This window comes from Hymenobacter pini (genome assembly GCF_020421205.1).
GTDB lineage: Bacteria > Bacteroidota > Bacteroidia > Cytophagales > Hymenobacteraceae > Hymenobacter > Hymenobacter pini.
On record NZ_JAIZZH010000004.1, the window covers coordinates 296,324 to 314,252 of the forward strand.

The 17,929-nt window shown below is 62.3% G+C and carries 16 protein-coding genes; 12 read left to right on the forward strand and 4 right to left on the reverse strand.

The features are described from left to right. Positions 1-46 precede the first annotated feature (46 nt). From LF252_RS17120 to LF252_RS17130, 3 genes are all read left to right on the forward strand, one after another. On the forward strand, positions 47-1,381 hold the full coding sequence (locus LF252_RS17120; RefSeq protein ID WP_226270805.1) for a TldD/PmbA family protein: 1,335 nt from the start codon (positions 47-49) through the stop codon (positions 1,379-1,381). Positions 1,382-1,464: 83 nt separating this feature from the next. After that, the gene (locus LF252_RS17125; RefSeq protein ID WP_226270806.1) at positions 1,465-3,117 is read left to right on the forward strand and encodes a TldD/PmbA family protein; all 1,653 of its coding nucleotides are present in this window, start codon (positions 1,465-1,467) and stop codon (positions 3,115-3,117) included. A gap of 122 nt (positions 3,118-3,239) precedes the next feature. Next, positions 3,240-4,565, forward strand: a complete 1,326-nt coding sequence (locus LF252_RS17130) for a TldD/PmbA family protein (RefSeq protein WP_226270807.1) — start codon at positions 3,240-3,242, stop codon at positions 4,563-4,565. Between the two features lie 68 nt (positions 4,566-4,633). On the opposite strand, the gene LF252_RS17135 is transcribed toward LF252_RS17130, so the two are convergent. Continuing rightward, positions 4,634-5,239: a porin family protein gene (locus tag LF252_RS17135; protein ID WP_226270808.1), complete on the reverse strand. Its 606-nt coding sequence runs from the start codon at positions 5,237-5,239 to the stop codon at positions 4,634-4,636. Between the two features lie 149 nt (positions 5,240-5,388). Then, a complete protein-coding gene (locus tag LF252_RS17140; protein ID WP_226270809.1) occupies positions 5,389-5,970 on the reverse strand; it encodes an outer membrane beta-barrel protein in 582 nt (193 codons plus the stop codon). Positions 5,971-6,175: 205 nt separating this feature from the next. On the opposite strand from LF252_RS17140, the gene LF252_RS17145 reads away from it, so the two are divergent. After that, a complete protein-coding gene (locus LF252_RS17145) occupies positions 6,176-6,799 on the forward strand; it encodes a DUF4159 domain-containing protein (protein ID WP_226270810.1) in 624 nt (207 codons plus the stop codon). Between the two features lie 12 nt (positions 6,800-6,811). Continuing rightward, on the forward strand, positions 6,812-7,549 hold the full coding sequence (locus tag LF252_RS17150) for an outer membrane beta-barrel protein (RefSeq protein ID WP_226270811.1): 738 nt from the start codon (positions 6,812-6,814) through the stop codon (positions 7,547-7,549). A 4-nt stretch (positions 7,550-7,553) separates the two neighbouring features. On the opposite strand, the gene LF252_RS17155 is transcribed toward LF252_RS17150, so the two are convergent. Next, positions 7,554-8,222, reverse strand: coding sequence for a hypothetical protein (locus tag LF252_RS17155; RefSeq protein ID WP_226270812.1), 669 nt, complete (start codon positions 8,220-8,222; stop codon positions 7,554-7,556). A gap of 179 nt (positions 8,223-8,401) precedes the next feature. On the opposite strand from LF252_RS17155, the gene LF252_RS17160 reads away from it, so the two are divergent. The 6 genes from LF252_RS17160 (at position 8,402) to LF252_RS17185 (ending at position 16,749) form a co-directional block, all read left to right on the forward strand. Continuing rightward, positions 8,402-9,379 (forward strand): AAA family ATPase, encoded by a 978-nt coding sequence (locus LF252_RS17160; RefSeq protein WP_226270813.1) that lies wholly within the window; start codon positions 8,402-8,404, stop codon positions 9,377-9,379. Positions 9,380-9,451: 72 nt separating this feature from the next. Further along, positions 9,452-10,324, forward strand: coding sequence for a DUF58 domain-containing protein (locus LF252_RS17165; RefSeq protein ID WP_226270814.1), 873 nt, complete (start codon positions 9,452-9,454; stop codon positions 10,322-10,324). Between the two features lie 58 nt (positions 10,325-10,382). Next, entirely contained in the window at positions 10,383-11,063 is a 681-nt protein-coding gene (locus tag LF252_RS17170) for a DUF4468 domain-containing protein (protein WP_226270815.1), read from the forward strand. 113 nt (positions 11,064-11,176) lie between these two features. Next, positions 11,177-12,679: a BatA domain-containing protein gene (locus LF252_RS17175; protein ID WP_226270816.1), complete on the forward strand. Its 1,503-nt coding sequence runs from the start codon at positions 11,177-11,179 to the stop codon at positions 12,677-12,679. Further along, positions 12,679-14,952, forward strand: coding sequence for a DUF4175 domain-containing protein (locus LF252_RS17180; RefSeq protein WP_226270817.1), 2,274 nt, complete (start codon positions 12,679-12,681; stop codon positions 14,950-14,952). Before LF252_RS17175 ends, LF252_RS17180 begins: the two co-directional genes overlap by 1 nt. Before the next feature lie 24 nt (positions 14,953-14,976). Further along, entirely contained in the window at positions 14,977-16,749 is a 1,773-nt protein-coding gene (locus tag LF252_RS17185) for a hypothetical protein (RefSeq protein WP_226270818.1), read from the forward strand. Between the two features lie 153 nt (positions 16,750-16,902). Here LF252_RS17185 and LF252_RS17190 read toward each other — a convergent pair whose 3' ends face one another. Next, on the reverse strand, positions 16,903-17,142 hold the full coding sequence (locus LF252_RS17190) for a hypothetical protein (protein WP_226270819.1): 240 nt from the start codon (positions 17,140-17,142) through the stop codon (positions 16,903-16,905). A 134-nt stretch (positions 17,143-17,276) separates the two neighbouring features. Here LF252_RS17190 and LF252_RS17195 point away from each other — a divergent pair, with 134 nt between their 5' ends. Next, the gene (locus LF252_RS17195) at positions 17,277-17,858 is read left to right on the forward strand and encodes an RNA polymerase sigma factor (RefSeq protein ID WP_226270820.1); all 582 of its coding nucleotides are present in this window, start codon (positions 17,277-17,279) and stop codon (positions 17,856-17,858) included. The last annotated feature ends 71 nt before the right edge of the window (positions 17,859-17,929 follow it).

The following is a 17,929-nucleotide window of genomic DNA, read 5'->3' on the forward strand; positions in this document are numbered from 1 at the left end:
AGTTGTCAGGCCTCCTTCTTCCCTAGATATCAGCACTTCAACTTATATGGCCATTCTTTCCCAATCCGAAGCTGAGGGCATCCTGCAAAAGGTGATGAGCTTCAGCAAAGCCGACGAGTGCGAAGCCACGCTCAGCGGCCAGACGGGCGGCAACGTGCGCTCAGCCCGCAATGCCATCAGCACCAGCGGCGCAGTAGACAACGTGAACCTGACGGTGGAAGCCCGCTTCGGCAAACGCTCGGGCGTGGCTACCTGCAACCAGTTCGACGATGCCACGCTGCGGAGCTGCGTGCAGCGGGCCGAGGAAATTGCCCGCCTCGCCCCGGAAAGCCCCGAGTACATGCCCCTGCTGGGCCCCCAGAAGTACCTGCCCAGCACCAATAGCTTCGCCAAAGCCACTGCCGACATCACGCCCGACTACCGGGCCACGCAGGTGGGGGCCAGCATGAAGCTCTGCGACGAGAAAAAGCTGACCTCGGCGGCCTTCCTCAACGACGGGGCCGGTTTCGTAGCCAAGCGCAACAACAAGGGCCTGGAAGCCTACCAGCAAACTTCGGGGCTGGATTTCAGTATCACGGTGCGCACGCCCGACGGTACCGGCTCGGGATACGCCACGGCCGACTACACCGACGCCGGCAAGTTTGACGCCCGCCGCCTCACCCAGATTGCCGCCGACAAAGCCACCGGCTCGCGCAACGCCCAGGCCCTGGAACCCGGCAAGTACACCGTTATTCTGGAGCCCGCCGCTCTGGTAGCCAACTCCGACGCCTCCTTGATGGCGGCCCTGATGGGGGCCCTCGATGCCCGCTCGGCCGATGAAGGCCGCTCGTTCCTGAGCAAGAAGGGTGGTGGCAACCGCAAGGGAGAGAAGATGTTCGATGAGCGGGTAACCATCTACTCCGACCCCACCCACCCCGAGCTGGGCGACCTGACCTTCTCCGGTGACGGCCGCCCCCAGCAGAAAATCACCTGGATTGAGAAGGGCGTGGTGAAAAACCTGTACACCTCGCGCTACTGGGCCCAGAAAGCCGGCATTCCGGACATTCCGCGCCCCGGCGGCTGGATTATGGAAGGCGGCACCCAAAGCACCGCCGACCTCATTAAAGGCACCCAGCGCGGCATTCTGGTTACGCGCCTGTGGTACATCCGCCCCGTCGACCCGCAGACGCTGCTTTACACGGGCCTGACCCGGGACGGAACGTTCTACATCGAAAACGGCAAAATCAAGCACCCGGTGAAGAACTTCCGCTTCAACGAGTCGCCCGTGATTATGCTCAACAACCTGGAAGCCATTGGCAAACCGGTGCGCGTGAACGGCAACCTCGTGCCCCCACTCAAAATTCGGGACTTCACCTTCACCTCCCTTTCCGACGCGGTGTAAGCTGGTAGCGCGGGGCCGCAGGGCTCTGCGCTACACTTTTTTTACTTCTGGTTTTTCTCTCCTGAATTTCAACTTCTACCCTTGTGAATAGACGTGATTTTGTGGGCGTAACCGGCCTGGCTGCCGGTGCCCTGTGGCTACCCTCCCTGCCCAGCTTTGGCGGTGATATTGTGGACCCGATGCGTTTGCTGGAGCCCGGCCTTGACGTAGCCCAGAAAAAACGCTTGTCTGACGTGGCCCTGAACGCCGCCAAGTCGGCGGGGGCCACCTACGCCGATGTGCGCATTGGTCGTTACCTCAATCAGGGAGTGTTCACGCGCGAGAAGCAGGTGCAGAACATCGTTAGCTCCGAGAGCTTCGGGGCGGGTATCCGGGTAATTGCCAACGGCACCTGGGGCTTCGCCTCTACCAACCAGGTAACGGAAGCTGGTCTGGCCAAAGCCGCCCAGCTGGCCGTGCAGATTGCCAAGGCCAACTCCAAGGTGCAGAAGGAGCAAGTGAAACTGGCCCCGCAGAAAGGCTACGGTGAGGTTTCCTGGAAAGCCCCTATCAAGCAGAACGCCTTCGAGGTACCCATCAAGGACAAGGTAGACCTGCTGTTGGCCACGAATGCCAAGGCGCTGGAAAATGGTGCCTCGTTTGTGAATTCGGTGCTCTTCCAGGTGAATGAGCAGAAGTACTTTGCCAGCACCGACGGCTCTTACATCGACCAGGACATCCACCGCATCTTCCCCACGTTTGGCGTAACGGTGGTAGACCGGGCTTCGGGCAAGTTCCGCAGCCGGCAGGCGCTCAGCTCGCCCATGGGCATGGGTTACGAGTACCTCACGCCTCGGGCCGAGGATAAAGTGGCCGGCCCTCAGGGCTCGGGCGTTATCGGCTATAAATACAGCTACGATATGCTGGAAGACGCCGCCCTGGCCGCCCGCCAGGCCAAGGAAAAGCTTACCTGCAAGAGCGTGGTACCCGGCAAGTACGACCTGGTGCTGGACCCCCACCACCTGGGTCTAACCATTCACGAATCGGTGGGGCACCCGCTGGAGCTGGACCGCGTGCTGGGCTACGAGGCCAACTACGCCGGTACCTCGTTCGCCACGCTGGAGTGGAAAGCCAAGGGCCAGCCCTACGGCTCCAAGCAGGTAAATATCGTGGCCGATAAGTTGCAGCCCGGCTCCCTGGGCGCGGTGGGCTACGACGACGAAGGCGTGAAAACCAAGGAGTGGAACCTCATCAAGGACGGTATTCTGGTGGACTACGAGAAGATTCGGGACCAGGCGCACATTGTGGGTCAGCAGGAATCGGACGGGTGCTGCTATTCTCAGTCGTGGCAGGATGTGCAGTTCCAGCGCATGCCCAACGTAAGCCTGAAGCCCGGCGCGGCCAAGCTCAGCGTGGACGATATGGTGAAGAACGTGGAGAAAGGCATATACATTGCCGGCAACGGCTCCTTCTCCATCGACCAGCAGCGCTACAACTCCCAGTTTGGCGGCCAGGTGTTCTACGCCATCGAAAAAGGCAAAATCACGGGCATGCTCGAGGACGTGGCGTACCAGACCAATACCCTGGAGTTCTGGAACTCCTGCGCGGCCGTGTGCGACCAGTCGGACTACCGGTTCGCGGGCTTCTTCAACGACGGCAAAGGCCAGCCCAGCCAGTCGTCGGCCGTGAGCCACGGCTCCAGCACCACCCGTTTCAACTCGGTAAACGTCATCAACACGGCCCGCAAAATCGGCTAGTGCTAATGTGAGAAATGTGCAGAATGTGGCCCCTGTGGGAAAACCCTTCACCTGCGCGGTAACCTCCCCCTGTCCATTCTGCACATTCTCCACATTCCCTCCACATTCTGCACATTAACTACATGGCTATTCTCTCCAAAGATGAGTCCCAGGCTATTCTGAAGAAGGTTATCGGGTTCAGCACCGCCGATGAATGTCAGGCCAGCCTGGATGGGCGCACCATTGGCAACGTGCGCTACGCCCGTAACTCGGTAAGCACTGCCGGGGCCTCCGACAACGTACGCCTGATAGTAGAGTCGCGCTTCGGCAAACGCTCGGGCGTGGCCACCTGCAATGAGTTCGACGACGCGACGCTGCGACGCTGCGTGCAGCGGGCCGAGGAAATTGCCCGCCTCGCCCCCGAAGACCCCGAGTACATGCCCCTGCTGGGCCCGCAGCAGTACCTCACGCCCGTGAGCTACGCTGCCAGCACCGCCGCCATTACCCCCGACTACCGGGCCCAGGCCGCCGGTGACAGTATTGCCCTGTGCTCGGCCAAGGGCCTCACAGCGGCCGGCTACCTCGAAGACGGCGCCTACTTCCAGGCCCTGCGCAACAACAAAGGGCTGGAGGCTTACCAGCAAAGCACCAGCATCGACTTCTCGGTGACGGTGCGCACGCCCGACGGCACCGGCTCGGGCTACGCCGTGGCCGATTACACCGATGTGAGCAAGTTCAACGCCAAGGCCCTTACGCAAACCGCCGCCGACAAGGCAGCCGGCTCGCGCAACGCCAAGGCGCTGGAACCCGGCAAGTACACCGTTATTCTGGAACCGGCCGCCCTGGTATCCGACGAGGGGCTGCTCAACAACCTGATGTACAGCCTCGGGGCCCGGGAGGCCGACGAGGGCCGCTCCTTCCTGAGCAAAAAAGGCGGCGGCAACCGCATGGGCGAAAAGCTGTTCGACCCGCGCATTACCATCTACTCCGACCCGCTGAATGCACAAGCACCCAGCGGCGTGTTTGACGGGGAAGGCATGCCCGTGAAGCGCATGAACTGGGTGGAGAAAGGCGTGGTGAAAAACCTGTACTACTCCCGCTACTGGGCCCAGAAAACCGGTAAGCAGGCCACCCCATTTCCCGGTAACTTTATTATGGAGGGAGGTACCCAGAGCGTGCAGGACCTGATCAAGAGCACTGAGAAGGGTATTCTGGTCACGCGCCTGTGGTACATCCGCGACGTGGACCCACAGACGCTGCTGTTCACGGGCCTCACCCGGGATGGAACGTTCTACATCGAGAACGGCAAAATCAAGTTCCCTATCAAGAACTTCCGCTTCAACGAGTCACCCGTTATTATGCTCAACAACGTGGAGGCCATTGGCAAGCCCGTGCGGCTGGGCGGCAATCTGGTGCCTCCGCTGAAGATTCGGGACTTCACCTTCACCTCCCTTTCCGACGCGGTGTAAGGCCTGAAAGAAAAAGAAACGCCCCCGTTTGCTGAAGACGGGGGCGTTTCTTTTATAGCAATGCCCAGTTATTTCTTCCCGAACAAATACCCAACAGTCACCTGAGCGCCGCGGTTGTGGAGTCCACCGATACCCAATTGCCGCCGAAACTGCCGCTCGGCCGGGTCGTCGTTGATGTCGGAGAGGCCGTAGTTCAGGCGGGCATCCAGCACCAGGCCGCCTTTAGTTTCCAAGCCTACTCCGCCCACAATGGCCCCGTCTATGGGCTTGTACTGGCCGGTGCCACTGCCCAAGTGTATTCCCAGTTGCGGCCCCACGTTCACGTACAGCAGTTGCCCGATATACTGGCGTAGCAGTATGGGGACGTTGAAATAATATGTGTCGCGCTTAATGGTTTCGGTGCCGGTGTCCAGATTAGCGCCCTGTGCGCTGAACAAGCCTTCAATCTGCAGTCCGAAACCTTGTTTGCTGGGGTTCAGCCGCAGCACCGGCCCCAGCACGAGGCCGGCCCGGGTTTTGGGCGTGGCGTTCAGCACCCCATCGAGGGTGGTGATAGAAACGCCCGCTTTAAAGCCCACGCGGGTACCGGTTACAGCTTGGGCAAACCCAGTGTGAGCAGTTAGGCTCAGCAGCGCACAGCTACCGACAATCAGTAGTTTTTTTGGAGAATACATAAGGAGAATGAGCATACAAATACCGCCGAAAAGTACGGGCATTTGCGCTCCATCCGCTCATTCCCACCATCTTCCGTTACGCAGTTTTTAAGCAAAAAAATTGACAAAAGTCAAGAAGTCAGCTTCCGCAGTACCAGGGATACTACGCCTCAGTCGTCGCCGAACTGATAGGCCACGTAGCCCTGAATCACGCGGTTTTTGAAGCGGGGGTCGTTGAGGCCGCTGATGTCCCGGGTGTTGTTAATGTCGTTGAGGCCAGCGTTGAAGCGGGCCCCCAGCAGCAGATTTCCCAGCTTGAGTCCGCCACCGGCCGCCACCGTAAAATCGGTGCGCTTGAAGTTGTAGCTGCTGGGGCCGCCCACCACGTTATCATCCTGCCTCGAGACCATAAAGCCCACTTGCGGCCCGGCTTCCACGAATACCGGCCCCACGGTTAGCTTGGCCAGCACCGGCAGGTTGAGGTAGTGCAGCTTGGCGTCGTAGTTGCCAATGGCGGTGCGAATGGAACTGCCCTGCAAGGAGTACAGCAGTTCCGGCTGAATGGATATCGGCCCCAGCACTTTGGCTTCGTACAGAATGCCCGCGTGGTAGTAGGTTTTGTACTTGGTGGAGGTGGAACCCAGGTTTTCACCGTCGAGCACGGCGGCGTTGATACCGGCCTTTATCCCAAATTGGGCGTGGGCGGCGGCGGCCAGCAGCAGTGCCGGCAGTAGAAGCAACAGGCGTTTCATAGCACAGGTAGTGAGGTAGTTGTCAAGAAATTTACAGTTCCTTTAACGCCCGGCCACGATGCCGGGGTATGCGGAGCGGGCACAAACTTTGTCGGTTTCGCACGGAAGGGCAAAATTCCTGTTTCTTCGTAGCTGCCGAGTAAGCCACCTTTCGCGCGTTGCTGGTGTCTTTCGCCTGTCTTTTCCCGCTTATCCGTTGTTGCCTATGCCCGCTCCTTTCACCTTCGTGCGCCTGCAATACCATTCCGGCGACTGGGATGCGGTGGACGAGCGGATGCCGGCCAACCTGCTGCACTCCCTGGTGCAGTACACCAAAGTACCGGTGAACCCCAAGGAAAAGGTAGTGGCGCTGGACTCACCGGAGCTGTTTCGGTACCCGTTCTGCTACCTCTCGGGGCACCGGCTGGTGCAGTTTTCGGCCCAGGAGCGGAAGAATTTTGAGCAGTATGTGCGCGGTGGAGGCTTCGTATTCGTGGACGACTGCAACCACGACATCGACGGGCTGTTTGCCCGCTCCTTTGAGGAGCAGATGCGCGTGTGCTTTGGGGCCGGGGCGCTGAAAAAGCTGCCGAAGCAGCACCCGATTTACTCGCAGTTTTTTAAGTTTCCGGACGGCCCGCCCAACACCGGCTTCGAGCTGAACGGCTGGGGCGACGACCTGGTGCACGACTACTTGAAAGGCATCGAAATCAACGGTCGTTTGGCGGTGCTGTACTCCAACAAAGACTACGGCTGCGAGTGGGACTATGACTTCCGCAACAAGCGTTTTTTAGCCGAAGACAACACTAAATTTGGCGTTAATATTATCCTGTATGCCCTCACTGTCTAATCTCCTCCTTACATGTTGAAAGTAGTACTACCCGCTGCCCTGCTCTTCGCTGGTTTAACGTATTCTGCCCAGGCCCAGGTGCAGGTGAAGTTTGAGTCTCTGCAACCGGCCAAGTTCAGTTACGGACTGCGCGCGGGTGGGCACGTAATGGGGCTGCATCCGCTTGCGTATGACCGCCTGCACGAAGCTCCCCAGACCGGATTATGGGGCGGTAATGCCGGCTTGACGGCGGAGGTGTCGTGGGGGTGGCTGGCCGTGCAGCCGGCAGTGCTATTCACGCAAAAAGGCTTTCGCACCCAGGACTCCTGGACGGAAACGCACAACGGAAAAACGTTGGCACTCAACAGCCTTACCCGCCTGCGCTTAAACTACTTGGAAGTACCCGTGAACCTGGTAGCTACAGTACACGGTTTTCAACTGCTGGCCGGCCCGTACGTGAGCGTAGGCCTCAACGGCCGCTTCCACGATGAAGCCACCTTGCCTATGGGCTCGGAGTATGGCCGCGACTATACCACCTACCAGATTTTCCGGGACGAAAAGGTATACTTCTCGGAGAAGGGCCGGAATTACGATGACATTGTGGTTAGGCGGGTGGATGCGGGGTTGAACGTGGGGCTCGGCTACCGCTACAAAGGCTGGCAACTGCAGCCCACCTACAGTCGGGGCATCCGCTACACTGGCTATGGCTACCAGACCAAGAATTGGAACGCTCAGCTGAACCTGACCCGCTTCTTCGGCGCAGGAGCATAGCAACTTAGAAGCGGTAGCCCAGGCTGAGGCGGCCATCGAACACGGCCTTATTTCTTTCCAGGTACGTTTTTTCGTCATAATAGGCTGGCGCAAGGTTGTACTCGGCGGGCGGGGTATCCAGCCGTTTCCACCACATCACTCCACCCGATACATCCAGCACAAGACGGCCCTTGGCGGCCACCGGAAACTGGGCCCCGAGCAACGTACCTGCTCCACCCAGTTTACGCCGCTGCTCCTCCAACCAGTATCGGGACTGCTGCCGCACGGCGCGGTAGCTGAGCGTAGGTGCCACGTAGAAGCCTGCCAGCCCGGTTTGCCGACCCTGGTAGAAATAGTAACGGCCCTGCAGTGCCGCGCCCGTCATTTTTTCGTCGGGCTGGCCGCCGTTCAGCAGCACCTCCACGTTGCCGCTTGTATTCTTGCCTAACCGGTGCTCATACCCCAGCAGCACGGGCAGCAGTGTTTGCGGATTATTGTTGAGCATGTTGTAAGCCAGATTCCGCGCCAGCACGCCGCCCACATCCAGGCGCAGCGCATTTGAGAAACCAGTGCGGGCGTGGGTCACCGTATCGGGGGTGGTTTGGGTTTGGGCTTGAGCTGCAGAGACAAGGCCGGTGCTCAGTAGCAGCGCGGCGGCGCAGGAGTGAAGAATGCGGGAGGAGTTGCGTATCATGGCTCGAAGTAGCAGCTTGCCGGGGCCCGCCGCAAACCACTCGACTACCAAATCAGACTTTACTATTGCGGGAAAATTTATCAAAAGCAGCCCGCTGTAAGCAGCCTTAGCCCGCTTCATCTGACTTTATTACAAGAGTAGCCTTCCCTGAACTTTCTGACTTTTCAACGCCGCTTTTTGTGACTGAACAAGACGTAACTCGCTTGCTGCAGAAGATACCCCAGCTTAAACAGGAAATCGGGAAGGTGATTGTGGGCCAGCAGGAGGTGCTGGAAGAAGTATTAGTGGCGTTGCTGGCCGGGGGGCACGCCCTGCTGGAAGGGGTGCCCGGCTTGGCCAAAACCCTGCTGGTACGCACCCTGGCCCAGGCTACCGACCTACCGTTCCGCCGCATCCAGTTCACCCCCGACCTGATGCCCACTGATATTCTGGGCACTGAAATTCTGGAGGAGGACCACGGCACCGGCCGCCGCTCGTTTAAGTTCAACCCCGGCCCCATCTTCGCCAGCCTGGTACTGGCCGACGAAATCAACCGCACGCCGCCTAAAACCCAGGCGGCGCTGCTGGAAGCCATGCAGGAAGGCCACGTAACCTACGCCGGCCAGGAGCATGCGCTGCCCAAGCCGTTCTTCCTGCTGGCCACCCAAAACCCCATTGAGCAGAGCGGCACCTACCCCCTGCCCGAGGCTCAGCTCGACCGGTTTCTGCTGTACGTGCGTATCGGCTACCCCACCGAGCAGGAGGAGCTGGCCGTATTGAGCGGCACCACCGGCACCGGCCGCCAGCAGGTGCAGCCCGTGCTGGGCGGCGAGGAAGTACGGCAGCTGCAATTGCTCACCCGGCAGGTCAGCATCAGCGACGAGTTGCTGAGCCTGGTAAACCGCCTAGTACGGGCCACGCGGCCGGCAACCTCGGAGGTGAAATTCATTCGGGACTACGGCCGCTGGGGTGCGGGCCCCCGGGCCGGACAAGCCCTGATTTTGTGCGCCAAGGCCCGGGCGCTACTGCACGGTCGCTTCGCCGCCACGCTGGAAGATGTGCACGCCCTAGCCCCCGCCGTACTGCGCCACCGCGTGCTGCTGAACTTCAACGCCGAAGCCGAAAACCTCACCCCCGATGACGCCGTGCGGGAGCTGCTAAAGGCGGTTCGGATTTAGAAGTTTCTGGTTGCTGGTTGCTAGTTTTTAGTTGCCAGAAACCAGCAACCAGCAACTAGTAACTTATTCCTCATGCTCACCCCCGAATACCTGCATGCCCTACACAACCTGCCGCTGGCGGCCCGTCGTGCGGCCGAGGGCGTACTGCACGGGGCCCACGCCAGTCGGCGCAAAGGGGCAGGCATGGAGTTTAGTCAGTACCGACCCTACCAGCCCGGCGACGACCTGCGCCGCCTCGACTGGCGCCTGGCGGCCCGCTCGGACCGGTATTACCTGCGCGAGTCGGAAATTGATACCAGCCTGGTAGTGCACCTGGTGCTGGATGCCACTGCCAGCATGAACCACCAGGACGACAATGGCCTGACTAAGCTGCAGTACGCCCGCTTGCTGTGCGCAGCCCTGGCCTACGTAGCCACCCAACAGGGCGATGCTGTGGCCCTCACCGTGCTGCACCCCGCTGGCCTGCAACACTTGCCGCCCCGCGCCGATGCCCGCCAGCTCCCCCGCCTCTACCACCTGCTGGAACACCTGGAAGCTGCCGGCCGCTTCCCCGACGCCGCCACGCTGGCCCCCCTCACAGCCCGCCGCCAGCCCGCCCTGACGGTGTGCGTAAGTGATTTGTACGAAGAAACCGGTGAGATTGAGCAGTTGCTCACGCGCCTGCGCGCTGCCACCGGCGAGGTGCTGCTCCTGCATCTGCTGGCCCGCAACGAGCTGGAATTCACCTACCGCGGCGCCGTGACCTTTGAGGACCTGGAAACCGGCCAGCAGCTGCAGCTGGATGCCGCCCAGCAGCGCCGCTTGTGGCAACAGCAGTTGCAGCAGTGGCTCCGCGAGACGGCCCAGCGCGCCCGCACCCACGGCTTCGACTATCAGCAGCTGACCATTGATGAGCCGCTGACCCAGGCCCTGCGCGAGTTTCTGCGGCGGCGGGCCCGGGGATGAGCCGCTTGGGCCCGATAGTTGCGCGAGCCAAGAAGTCCCTTCTATTTCTGGCTTCTCTATGCGCTACGCTCTACTTCTTGCCGCTCTGTTACTAGCCGCCCCGTTGGCGGGCACTGCCCAAACGGCACCGCCCACTACCTATTACCGGCCCCTGCCAGTGGTGCCCGTTGATTCCGTGACGCGCCAGATTGTGTATCGGGGTGTGCTGCCCGCGGCCGGCCTGCCCCAGGCCGAAGTGTACGGCCGCGCCCAGGAGTGGCTGGCCCGGCAGTTTGAGGATTACTCGGCGGTAGTGCAACTGGCCGATGCGGGTCGGGGCGTACTCATCGGGCAGGCCATTGTGCAAGCGGTAGGCCCGGCTCAGAAAAACCAGGATGCCCGCCGTTTTAACTTGGTATTCCGGTTTCGGCTGCGCGCTCAGCCGGGGGCGTTGTCTTATGAGTTAACCGATATCAGTTACCCCAACTATCCCGATACCAACTACAGCCGCACCGACATTCCCGGCCACGCCGCCGATGGGCTGGCGCAGTGGCAGCGGGCCGACGATTTTTCCCGCATCAGCACCACCGAAGCCCAAAACCGCCGGGTACCAGTGGAGCCAGACCTGCGCGACTATGACCACTATACCTCCGAGGGCAAGCCTAAACCGCGGCTCCTGCAAGTTTGCCTGGGCATTCAAAGCAGTATGACGGGGCTGGTAGCTTCATTGAGCCAAGAGTTGCGGCAGCCGCTGCCGTAAGCAAAACAGTGCCGACCGAGGCCAAGTGCCGCAACGCCAGCGGGGAAAGTTGTGTCTGTAGCGTGGCCTGCGTAGGTTGAAGGCCAGACTGTACCTCCAAGCTCCCGCACTGTTTGTTTCCCGTCGTTTTTTCGCACTCCGCCACGGGCTGGCTTACCCTGCTGGGGCTGGCCGTGCCGCTAGCCATTTACCTCTGGAACCGGCGGCCGGGCCGGGTGGTGCGCGTGGGCAGCGTGCGGTGGCTGGAAGCTGCTGCCAACCGCCGTCTGCGGAGCCTGCGCCCCGAGCAGCTGGGCCTGTTTCTGCTGCGCGTAGCAGTGGTAGCCCTGTTGGCCGCAGCCGTGGCCGAGCCTGCCCAGTTGCTACCTGTGCCTCCGGCCCGCGGGCAGGTGCTGCTAGCTCCCGGGCTAACTAGGGCTGAATTAGCGCCGCTGCGGCCGGCCTTGGACTCGTTGCGGCAGCAGGGCTACCAACTCCGGCAGCTCCACGGCCGCCTTCCCCTGGGTGCCCCGTTGGCCTGGACCAGCCTGGGCTTGGGTGATACCACCACCGCTGCCCGTTTTCAGCCGGATACCGTACCGAGCGCCAACCTCTGGCAGCTTGTAAGGGCGGCCGCCGACTCAGTGCCGGGTCGGCCGCTAGTGGTAGCGGCCCCGCTTGCTTTATCGTCTTTCACGGGTAGCCGGCCGCCGCTGCCCGCCGCCGTGCGCTGGCTGCCCGTTCCCCCGCCCGATTCCGTCCGCTGGGTGGTAAGTGCCTGGCAAACCCAGCCTGACAGCCTGGTAGCGCTGGTAGCCACCAGCCAGGAAACCGGCACCCGCTTTCAGAAAATCCGGCAGGCATGGCCGGCAGCCAACGGCTCTGTGCGCATCGGGGGCGTAGCCGCGCAGTTTGATGCCCAGCAGCAGGCTTTGCGCCAGGGCGTCCGACGGATACCGCTTTACACCCATGCCCCACGCTGGCACGTGAGTTCCGACGCCGACCACGCTGCTTCGGCGCGGGTATTACTGGCGGCTTTGCGGGCTGTGGGCAGCGTACTGCCGGTGTCGCCGCGCATCACTAATGGAGCTACTCTGCCACCTGATTCGCTGGATTGGCTGTTCTGGCTACAGAATGCGCCGACCCCAGCCCACCTGCCCCGTACGCAGGTGTGGGAAGAAGCCCGCACGGCTACGAGTGTACGCACTGCGTTTCAGCCCGTCGGTACTCCCCGCCCCATTCCACTACTGCGGCTTGATACCACGCGGTTACGCAACGGCTTTCCGCACTGGCTCACGGCCAGTGGACAGCCGCTGCTTAGCCGCCGGTCCCCTTCGCACTGGTACCTGCACACCCGCCTGGCAACGGGTTGGAGTGAGCTGGCCGACAGCCCCGCGCTGCCAACCTTACTGCTGACGCTGCTGAATCCTCCAGCCACCAACCAGCCGGATATCCGTCAGCTACCGGCCTCCCAACTTACTGCACCTCGGCTAGCGGCCGTTTCCGGCGTAGCTCCCACGGCTCCGCGCCGCCCGCTTGCGCCCTGGCTGGTATTGGCCGCTGGAATTCTGTTTGCCGCCGAGCGGCTGTGGGCCAGTCGCCGGGCCGCTGTTTCACCCTCAACCGCCACTGCCTGATGCCTGTTCTGGTTGCTTCCCCCATTTCCCCGGCAGTGCCCGTGCAGGCGGCGGCCCGCGCCTGGGCCCTGCGGCGCACGGCCGCGCTGGGCCTACTGCTGCTGGGCGGGGCTCTGCTGCTGGGCGCCATAGCCAGCAGCTGGCCGGCCGCCCGAGGCGCCGTGTACGTGGCTGGCGGAGTTGGGCTGGTAGCGGCTGGCTGGTGGCTGTGGCGCATCTGGCAGCAGCCTCTCACTGCTACTGCCCAGCGACTTAACCGCCAACACCCCACTTTGGAGGATAGTACTGCGCTACTACTCCGCCCCGCTTCCGACCTCAACCTACTGGAACAACTGCAGCAGCAACGGCTGCTCGCGCGCCTGCCGGAACTGGCCGCTGCCGGCCCGCTGCTGCCCATGCAGTGGCGGCCCTACTGGCTGGCGCTGGCGGGGTTGGCGGGGTTGGCAGCTGGTATCCGGTGGTTCCGGCCGGCGGAGGCCGCAGGCCCGGTAGCGGCAGCGTCGCCCGTGGCCCTGCGCTTCACCGAAACTCCGGCCCAACCGGCCGCTGCGCCGCGCATCACCCAAACCCGCTTGCAGGTGCAGCCCCCGGCTTACACGCGCCGCGCCGCCTTCTCGCCCGCTACTCCTTCCTTCCAGTGCCCCTGGCAAAGCCGCGTGCAGTGGATGGTTACGTTGAGCCGGCCCTCCCAGACGCCGCCTATCCTGGAGCTGGGTACTCGCCGGATTCCGCTGCGGGCGGTGCCCAATGAGCCCACGCAATTCACCACCGGGCAGGTGCTCACGGCATCGGTGCTATACCGGCTGCGCTTGGGGGCGCAGGTTTCGGATGAATACGCCGTGGAAGTACTGCCCGACCACGCCCCCACCATCCGCCTGATTACGCCCAAAGCCTACACGCTGGTGGAGTTTGGCCGGCCACCCCAGGTAGCCATCCAGGCCCAGTTGCGCGACGACTACGGCCTCACCCGCGCCCGGCTGGTAGCCACCGTGGCTCAGGGACAAGGCGAAGCTGTGAAATTCCGGGAAGTGGTAACGGATTTGAGCACTGCCCTGGCCGGGCAGCCAGCCGCTGCCACTGTGCGGCCCGTGTTGCGCCTGCCCGCTCTCGGGCTCACCTACGGCGACGAGGTATACTTCTACCTGCAGGCCTGGGACAACCAACAGCACGTCACGCGCTCCGATACTTACTTGGTACAGTGGGAAGACACCACCGTACAGGAGAGTACCATGGATGTATCGTTGGGGGTGAATACTGCTCCCGCCTACTTCCGCAGCCAGCGTCAGATTATCATTGACACCGAAAAACTACTGGCCGAGCAACGCGGACTGGCCCCGGCTACTTTGCAGGAGCGCTCCAACGCCATTGGCTTCGACCAGAAAGTACTGCGCATGCGCTACGGCAAGTTTTTGGGTGAGGAAGCCGACGAAACTATCGGGGCCGCGCCCACGGGTCCGCCCACGGCCGATACTCCGGCTGAAGAACCCGGCCTGGGCTCGGTAGTGGCCGAAGACCACACCGAAGCCGAAGCCAAACCCGAGCAGCACTCCGCCGACGACGGCCACGACCACCATACCACCCCACCCGCCGGTGCCACCGACTACGAAACCCGCACCGCCGAGCTGATGGACCCCTACATCCACCACCACGACGACGCCGAAACAGCCGACTTCCTGGAGCCCGCCGTGAAAGCCAAGCTCCAAGCCGTGCTCAGCCAGATGTGGGAGTCGGAGCTACGCCTGCGCACCGGGCGTCCCCGCGAGGCGCTGCCCTTTGAGTACCGGGCCCTGCGCCTGCTTAAACAGGTGCAGCAGCAAACCCGGGCCTACGTGAAAAAAGCCGGCTTCACCCCGCCGCCCATGCCCGAGGCCACTACCCGCCTCACCGGCCACCTGGCCGGCGCGGCCGCCCCCAGCCGCCGCCAGCAGCTACCCGCGCCCAGCCAGCAGCCTGCCGTGCGGGCCGCCCTGGGGGCCTTGGCACAGCTGCGGCAGCACGCACCAGTTCCGGGAGTTGCGGTTAAGCTGGAGCAGGGCGGGCAGCAGCTGGCCCAGGCCGCATTGCGCCAGCCAAGCACTTACCTCGGCGCCCTGCAGGAGCTACGGCAACTGACGGCTGCCCTCCGCGCCGGCCAGCCAACGCAACGCTACAATCTGCCGCTGATTGAGCGGGCTTTTACCCGGCTGCTTCCGGCTCCCCAGCCGGCCCCGGCCCAGCAAATCCGGTCGGGCTCCAAACTTACCCAACGCTATTTCCAGGAACTCAGCCGCTAAGCCCGTTTCTGCCGCCTCCTGCTTATGCTCTACGCTGTTGCCCTGTGCTCATTACTCCTTGTGCTGCTAACGGTGCTGGCCGTGCGCCGCCCCGATACCCGGCGGCGGGGGCTGCGCGTGGGAGCCGGCCTGCTAGCCACCATTGGGCTGGGGCTAACGGCGTTTCCGCCCAGTAGCACCACCACCCAACCCGTCGCCTCGGCCGCTATTTTGCTCACCGATGGCTACTCGCCCGATACCCTGCGGGCGTTACAGCGGCAGTTGGGCAGCCCCGCGGCGGTGTGGCGCTACGCCACTACTGCAGCGGCCGACACACCTACTCTGAGTACGGCAGCAGCCCTGCAGCAGCAACTACCCGGCATCTCGCAGCTGCACCTGTTGGGGCGGGGCCTACCCGAGGCCGATTTGGCAGTGTTGCCGGAAGTGCCGCTCCATGTGCACGCCGATGCTCCCGGCCTAGGCTTTACCACGGCCACCTGGCCCCAACAACCGGAACTGGGCCAACCGTGGGCCGTGGAGGGCACCTTTCTGGCGTCTGAGAAGGGGCCTGTGTGGGTGCGCCTGGTAGCAGCCGGAGCCCCGCGCGACTCCGTGCAGTTACCGGCTGGCCGGGGCTCGTTCCGGCTACAGTTCACTCCCCGGCTGGCGGGCGTGGCCGTGTACCAGGTGCAGGCTTACCAGGCTGGCCGGCAGTTGGCCCAAGAGGCGGTACCGGTAGAAGTATTGCCCACCCAGCCTGTGCGGATACTCATGCTGGCGGCCGCGCCTTCGTTTGAAATCCGGTTTCTGAAAGATGAGTTGGCGGCCCGGCAACACAAAGTTGCCCTGCGCATCGGGGTAAGCCGGGGGCTGACGCAAACCGAGTTTCTGAACCTGCCCACGCAACTTCCCCTTAGTCGCCTCACACCCCGCCTCCTCACCCAGTTTGATGTGCTGCTGCTGGATGCTGGCACCCTCGCCAGCCTCGCTTCCGATGAGAGCCGCAACCTGGCGCAGGCCGTGCAGAACGGCACTTGCAACGTACTGCTGCTGGCCGATGGCTCCACTATTCCGCGGCAGCTGCCCGGTGGCAGCGCCTTCCGGCTGTCACCCCGTCCGGCTAATGCGGCCAGCCTGCCTTTGAGCGGGCTGCGCAACGGCGCACTGGTAGCGGCTCCCGCCAGCTATGCGCTGCCGGCCACGGCCGCCATCCGCCCGCTGTTCAGCACTGCCGGGCAGTCTGTTGGGACTGCCACCCGCCGGGTGGGCCTGGGCCAGGTTGCCGTTACCACCATCACCGAAACGTTTCCCTGGCTACTGCAGCAGCAGACGGCCGTGTATCACGCCTACTGGAGCCAATTGCTCACCGCAGTACGGCCCGCCCGGTCTGCTGCTTCCCTGCGCATCCTGTCTCCCTGGCCAGTACCCAACGCCCCCGTGCTCGTGCAAAGTGAAGGCCTGCCCACCACGGCTTCACTTACAATTACTGGGCCCACCGATAAAGCAAGCCTGGCCCTGCGCCAGGATGCCACCGTGCCGGAGTGGGCTACGGCACCTTATTGGCCCGCTGCTTCGGGCTGGCATGAAGCCCGCGTTGGGGCAGTCACCCACCCTTTTTACGTGTACGATGCCACTGGCTGGGCAGCGGCCCGGCAACTGGTATGGCAACAGGCGGCCCGGCTCCGGCAGCCCAGCCGCCCGGTTGCACCGGCTCTGGCCGAGGCCGGCCTTACCACTACAGCTACCTGGCCCCGGTGGCTGGGCGTGGCGCTGTTCATCCTGGGTGCGGGCTTGCTGTGGCTTGAGGAGAAACTGTAGTGCATGCTCGTATCGGCGCTCAATGGGCTTCGGCGGCTAACGGCCGAGGTAAATCCTCGTATCTTTCGCCTTGGCCCGGACGCAAAAAACCCGGGCCCCGCCATAGCGGAACCCGGGTTTCTGCAAAAACGTACCGGCCGAGCCGGCGCGTAATTACTTAACTTCGGTGGTGGTAGTGGTGGTAGCTTCCGTGGTAGCGGGAGCAGCCGTAGTAGCAGCAGCGGTGTCAGCCGTAGCGGGAGCAGCAACCGTGGTGTCGGTGGTAGCCGTGGTAGCTTCGGTGGTCGTAGCTTCCGTGGTCGTGGTGGTTTCTTCTACTTTCTTCTCGCCGCAAGAAGCGAGGGTAGCAGCGAATACAACGGCCAGAGCGGATACCTTAATCAGGTTTTTCATGGTACTAGTAGGTTTGAAAAATTTTTGTCCAAAAACGCCCTTCATACCGGTATCCAGAAATGGTAACCCAGTTTCTAAAAATATTTTTTCGGCGGGTTACCCGGCCGCTTACAACGTATTAACCAACAAAGCGAATGGGTAAGGGACAACCTTCCTACACCGATGAGGAGTTTGTGGCGGCCATCCGCCGCGACGACGACCGGGCGCTGGCGCAGCTCTATCGGCTGCACTTCCCTATGATTTCGCACTACGTGCTGCAGAACAGCGGCACCGAAGACGAAGCCAAGGATGTGTACCAGGAGGGCGTGATGGTATTCTATGAAAAGGTGCGCGACGGCTCTTTGGAGCTCAGCTGCCAAATCAAAACCTACCTCTACGCCGTGTGCCGCCGCCTGTGGCTCAAACGGCTCACCGACAAAACCCGCTTCGGCGGCCGCCTCGATGACCACGAGCCCTACCTCGAAACCGGGGCCGAGGCCGACTTGGAGGAGGCCGAGGAACGGGACCGGCGCTTGGGCACCATGGCCCAGGCTCTGGACCGCATTGGGGAGCCATGCCGCTCGCTTTTAGAAGGATTTTACCTGCTCGACAAGTCGATGCAGCAGCTTACCTCGGAGTTTGGCTACACCAACGCCGACAACGCCAAAAACCAGAAATACAAGTGCCTGGTACGCCTGAAAAAGCTCTTTTTCAACCAGTACCAGGAGCAGATATAGAGTTTAGTTGATAGTGCTTAGTGCCTGGAGCTTAGTTGAACAGACTAAGCACCAAGCATCAAGCTCCAAGC

What these genes read in the sequence shown, in the direction of transcription:
- LF252_RS17135 (WP_226270808.1), bottom strand. Translation starts at nt 5,239, where the DNA reads ATGTATTCTCCAAAAAAACTACTGATTGTCGGTAGCTGTGCGCTGCTG.
- LF252_RS17190 (WP_226270819.1), bottom strand. Translation starts at nt 17,142, where the DNA reads ATGAAAAACCTGATTAAGGTATCCGCTCTGGCCGTTGTATTCGCTGCT.
- LF252_RS17120 (WP_226270805.1), top strand. Translation starts at nt 47, where the DNA reads ATGGCCATTCTTTCCCAATCCGAAGCTGAGGGCATCCTGCAAAAGGTG.
- LF252_RS17180 (WP_226270817.1), top strand. Translation starts at nt 12,679, where the DNA reads ATGCCTGTTCTGGTTGCTTCCCCCATTTCCCCGGCAGTGCCCGTGCAG.
- LF252_RS17140 (WP_226270809.1), bottom strand. Translation starts at nt 5,970, where the DNA reads ATGAAACGCCTGTTGCTTCTACTGCCGGCACTGCTGCTGGCCGCCGCC.
- LF252_RS17185 (WP_226270818.1), top strand. Translation starts at nt 14,977, where the DNA reads ATGCTCTACGCTGTTGCCCTGTGCTCATTACTCCTTGTGCTGCTAACG.
- LF252_RS17130 (WP_226270807.1), top strand. Translation starts at nt 3,240, where the DNA reads ATGGCTATTCTCTCCAAAGATGAGTCCCAGGCTATTCTGAAGAAGGTT.
- LF252_RS17150 (WP_226270811.1), top strand. Translation starts at nt 6,812, where the DNA reads ATGTTGAAAGTAGTACTACCCGCTGCCCTGCTCTTCGCTGGTTTAACG.
- LF252_RS17195 (WP_226270820.1), top strand. Translation starts at nt 17,277, where the DNA reads ATGGGTAAGGGACAACCTTCCTACACCGATGAGGAGTTTGTGGCGGCC.
- LF252_RS17145 (WP_226270810.1), top strand. Translation starts at nt 6,176, where the DNA reads ATGCCCGCTCCTTTCACCTTCGTGCGCCTGCAATACCATTCCGGCGAC.
- LF252_RS17165 (WP_226270814.1), top strand. Translation starts at nt 9,452, where the DNA reads ATGCTCACCCCCGAATACCTGCATGCCCTACACAACCTGCCGCTGGCG.
- LF252_RS17155 (WP_226270812.1), bottom strand. Translation starts at nt 8,222, where the DNA reads ATGATACGCAACTCCTCCCGCATTCTTCACTCCTGCGCCGCCGCGCTG.
- LF252_RS17170 (WP_226270815.1), top strand. Translation starts at nt 10,383, where the DNA reads ATGCGCTACGCTCTACTTCTTGCCGCTCTGTTACTAGCCGCCCCGTTG.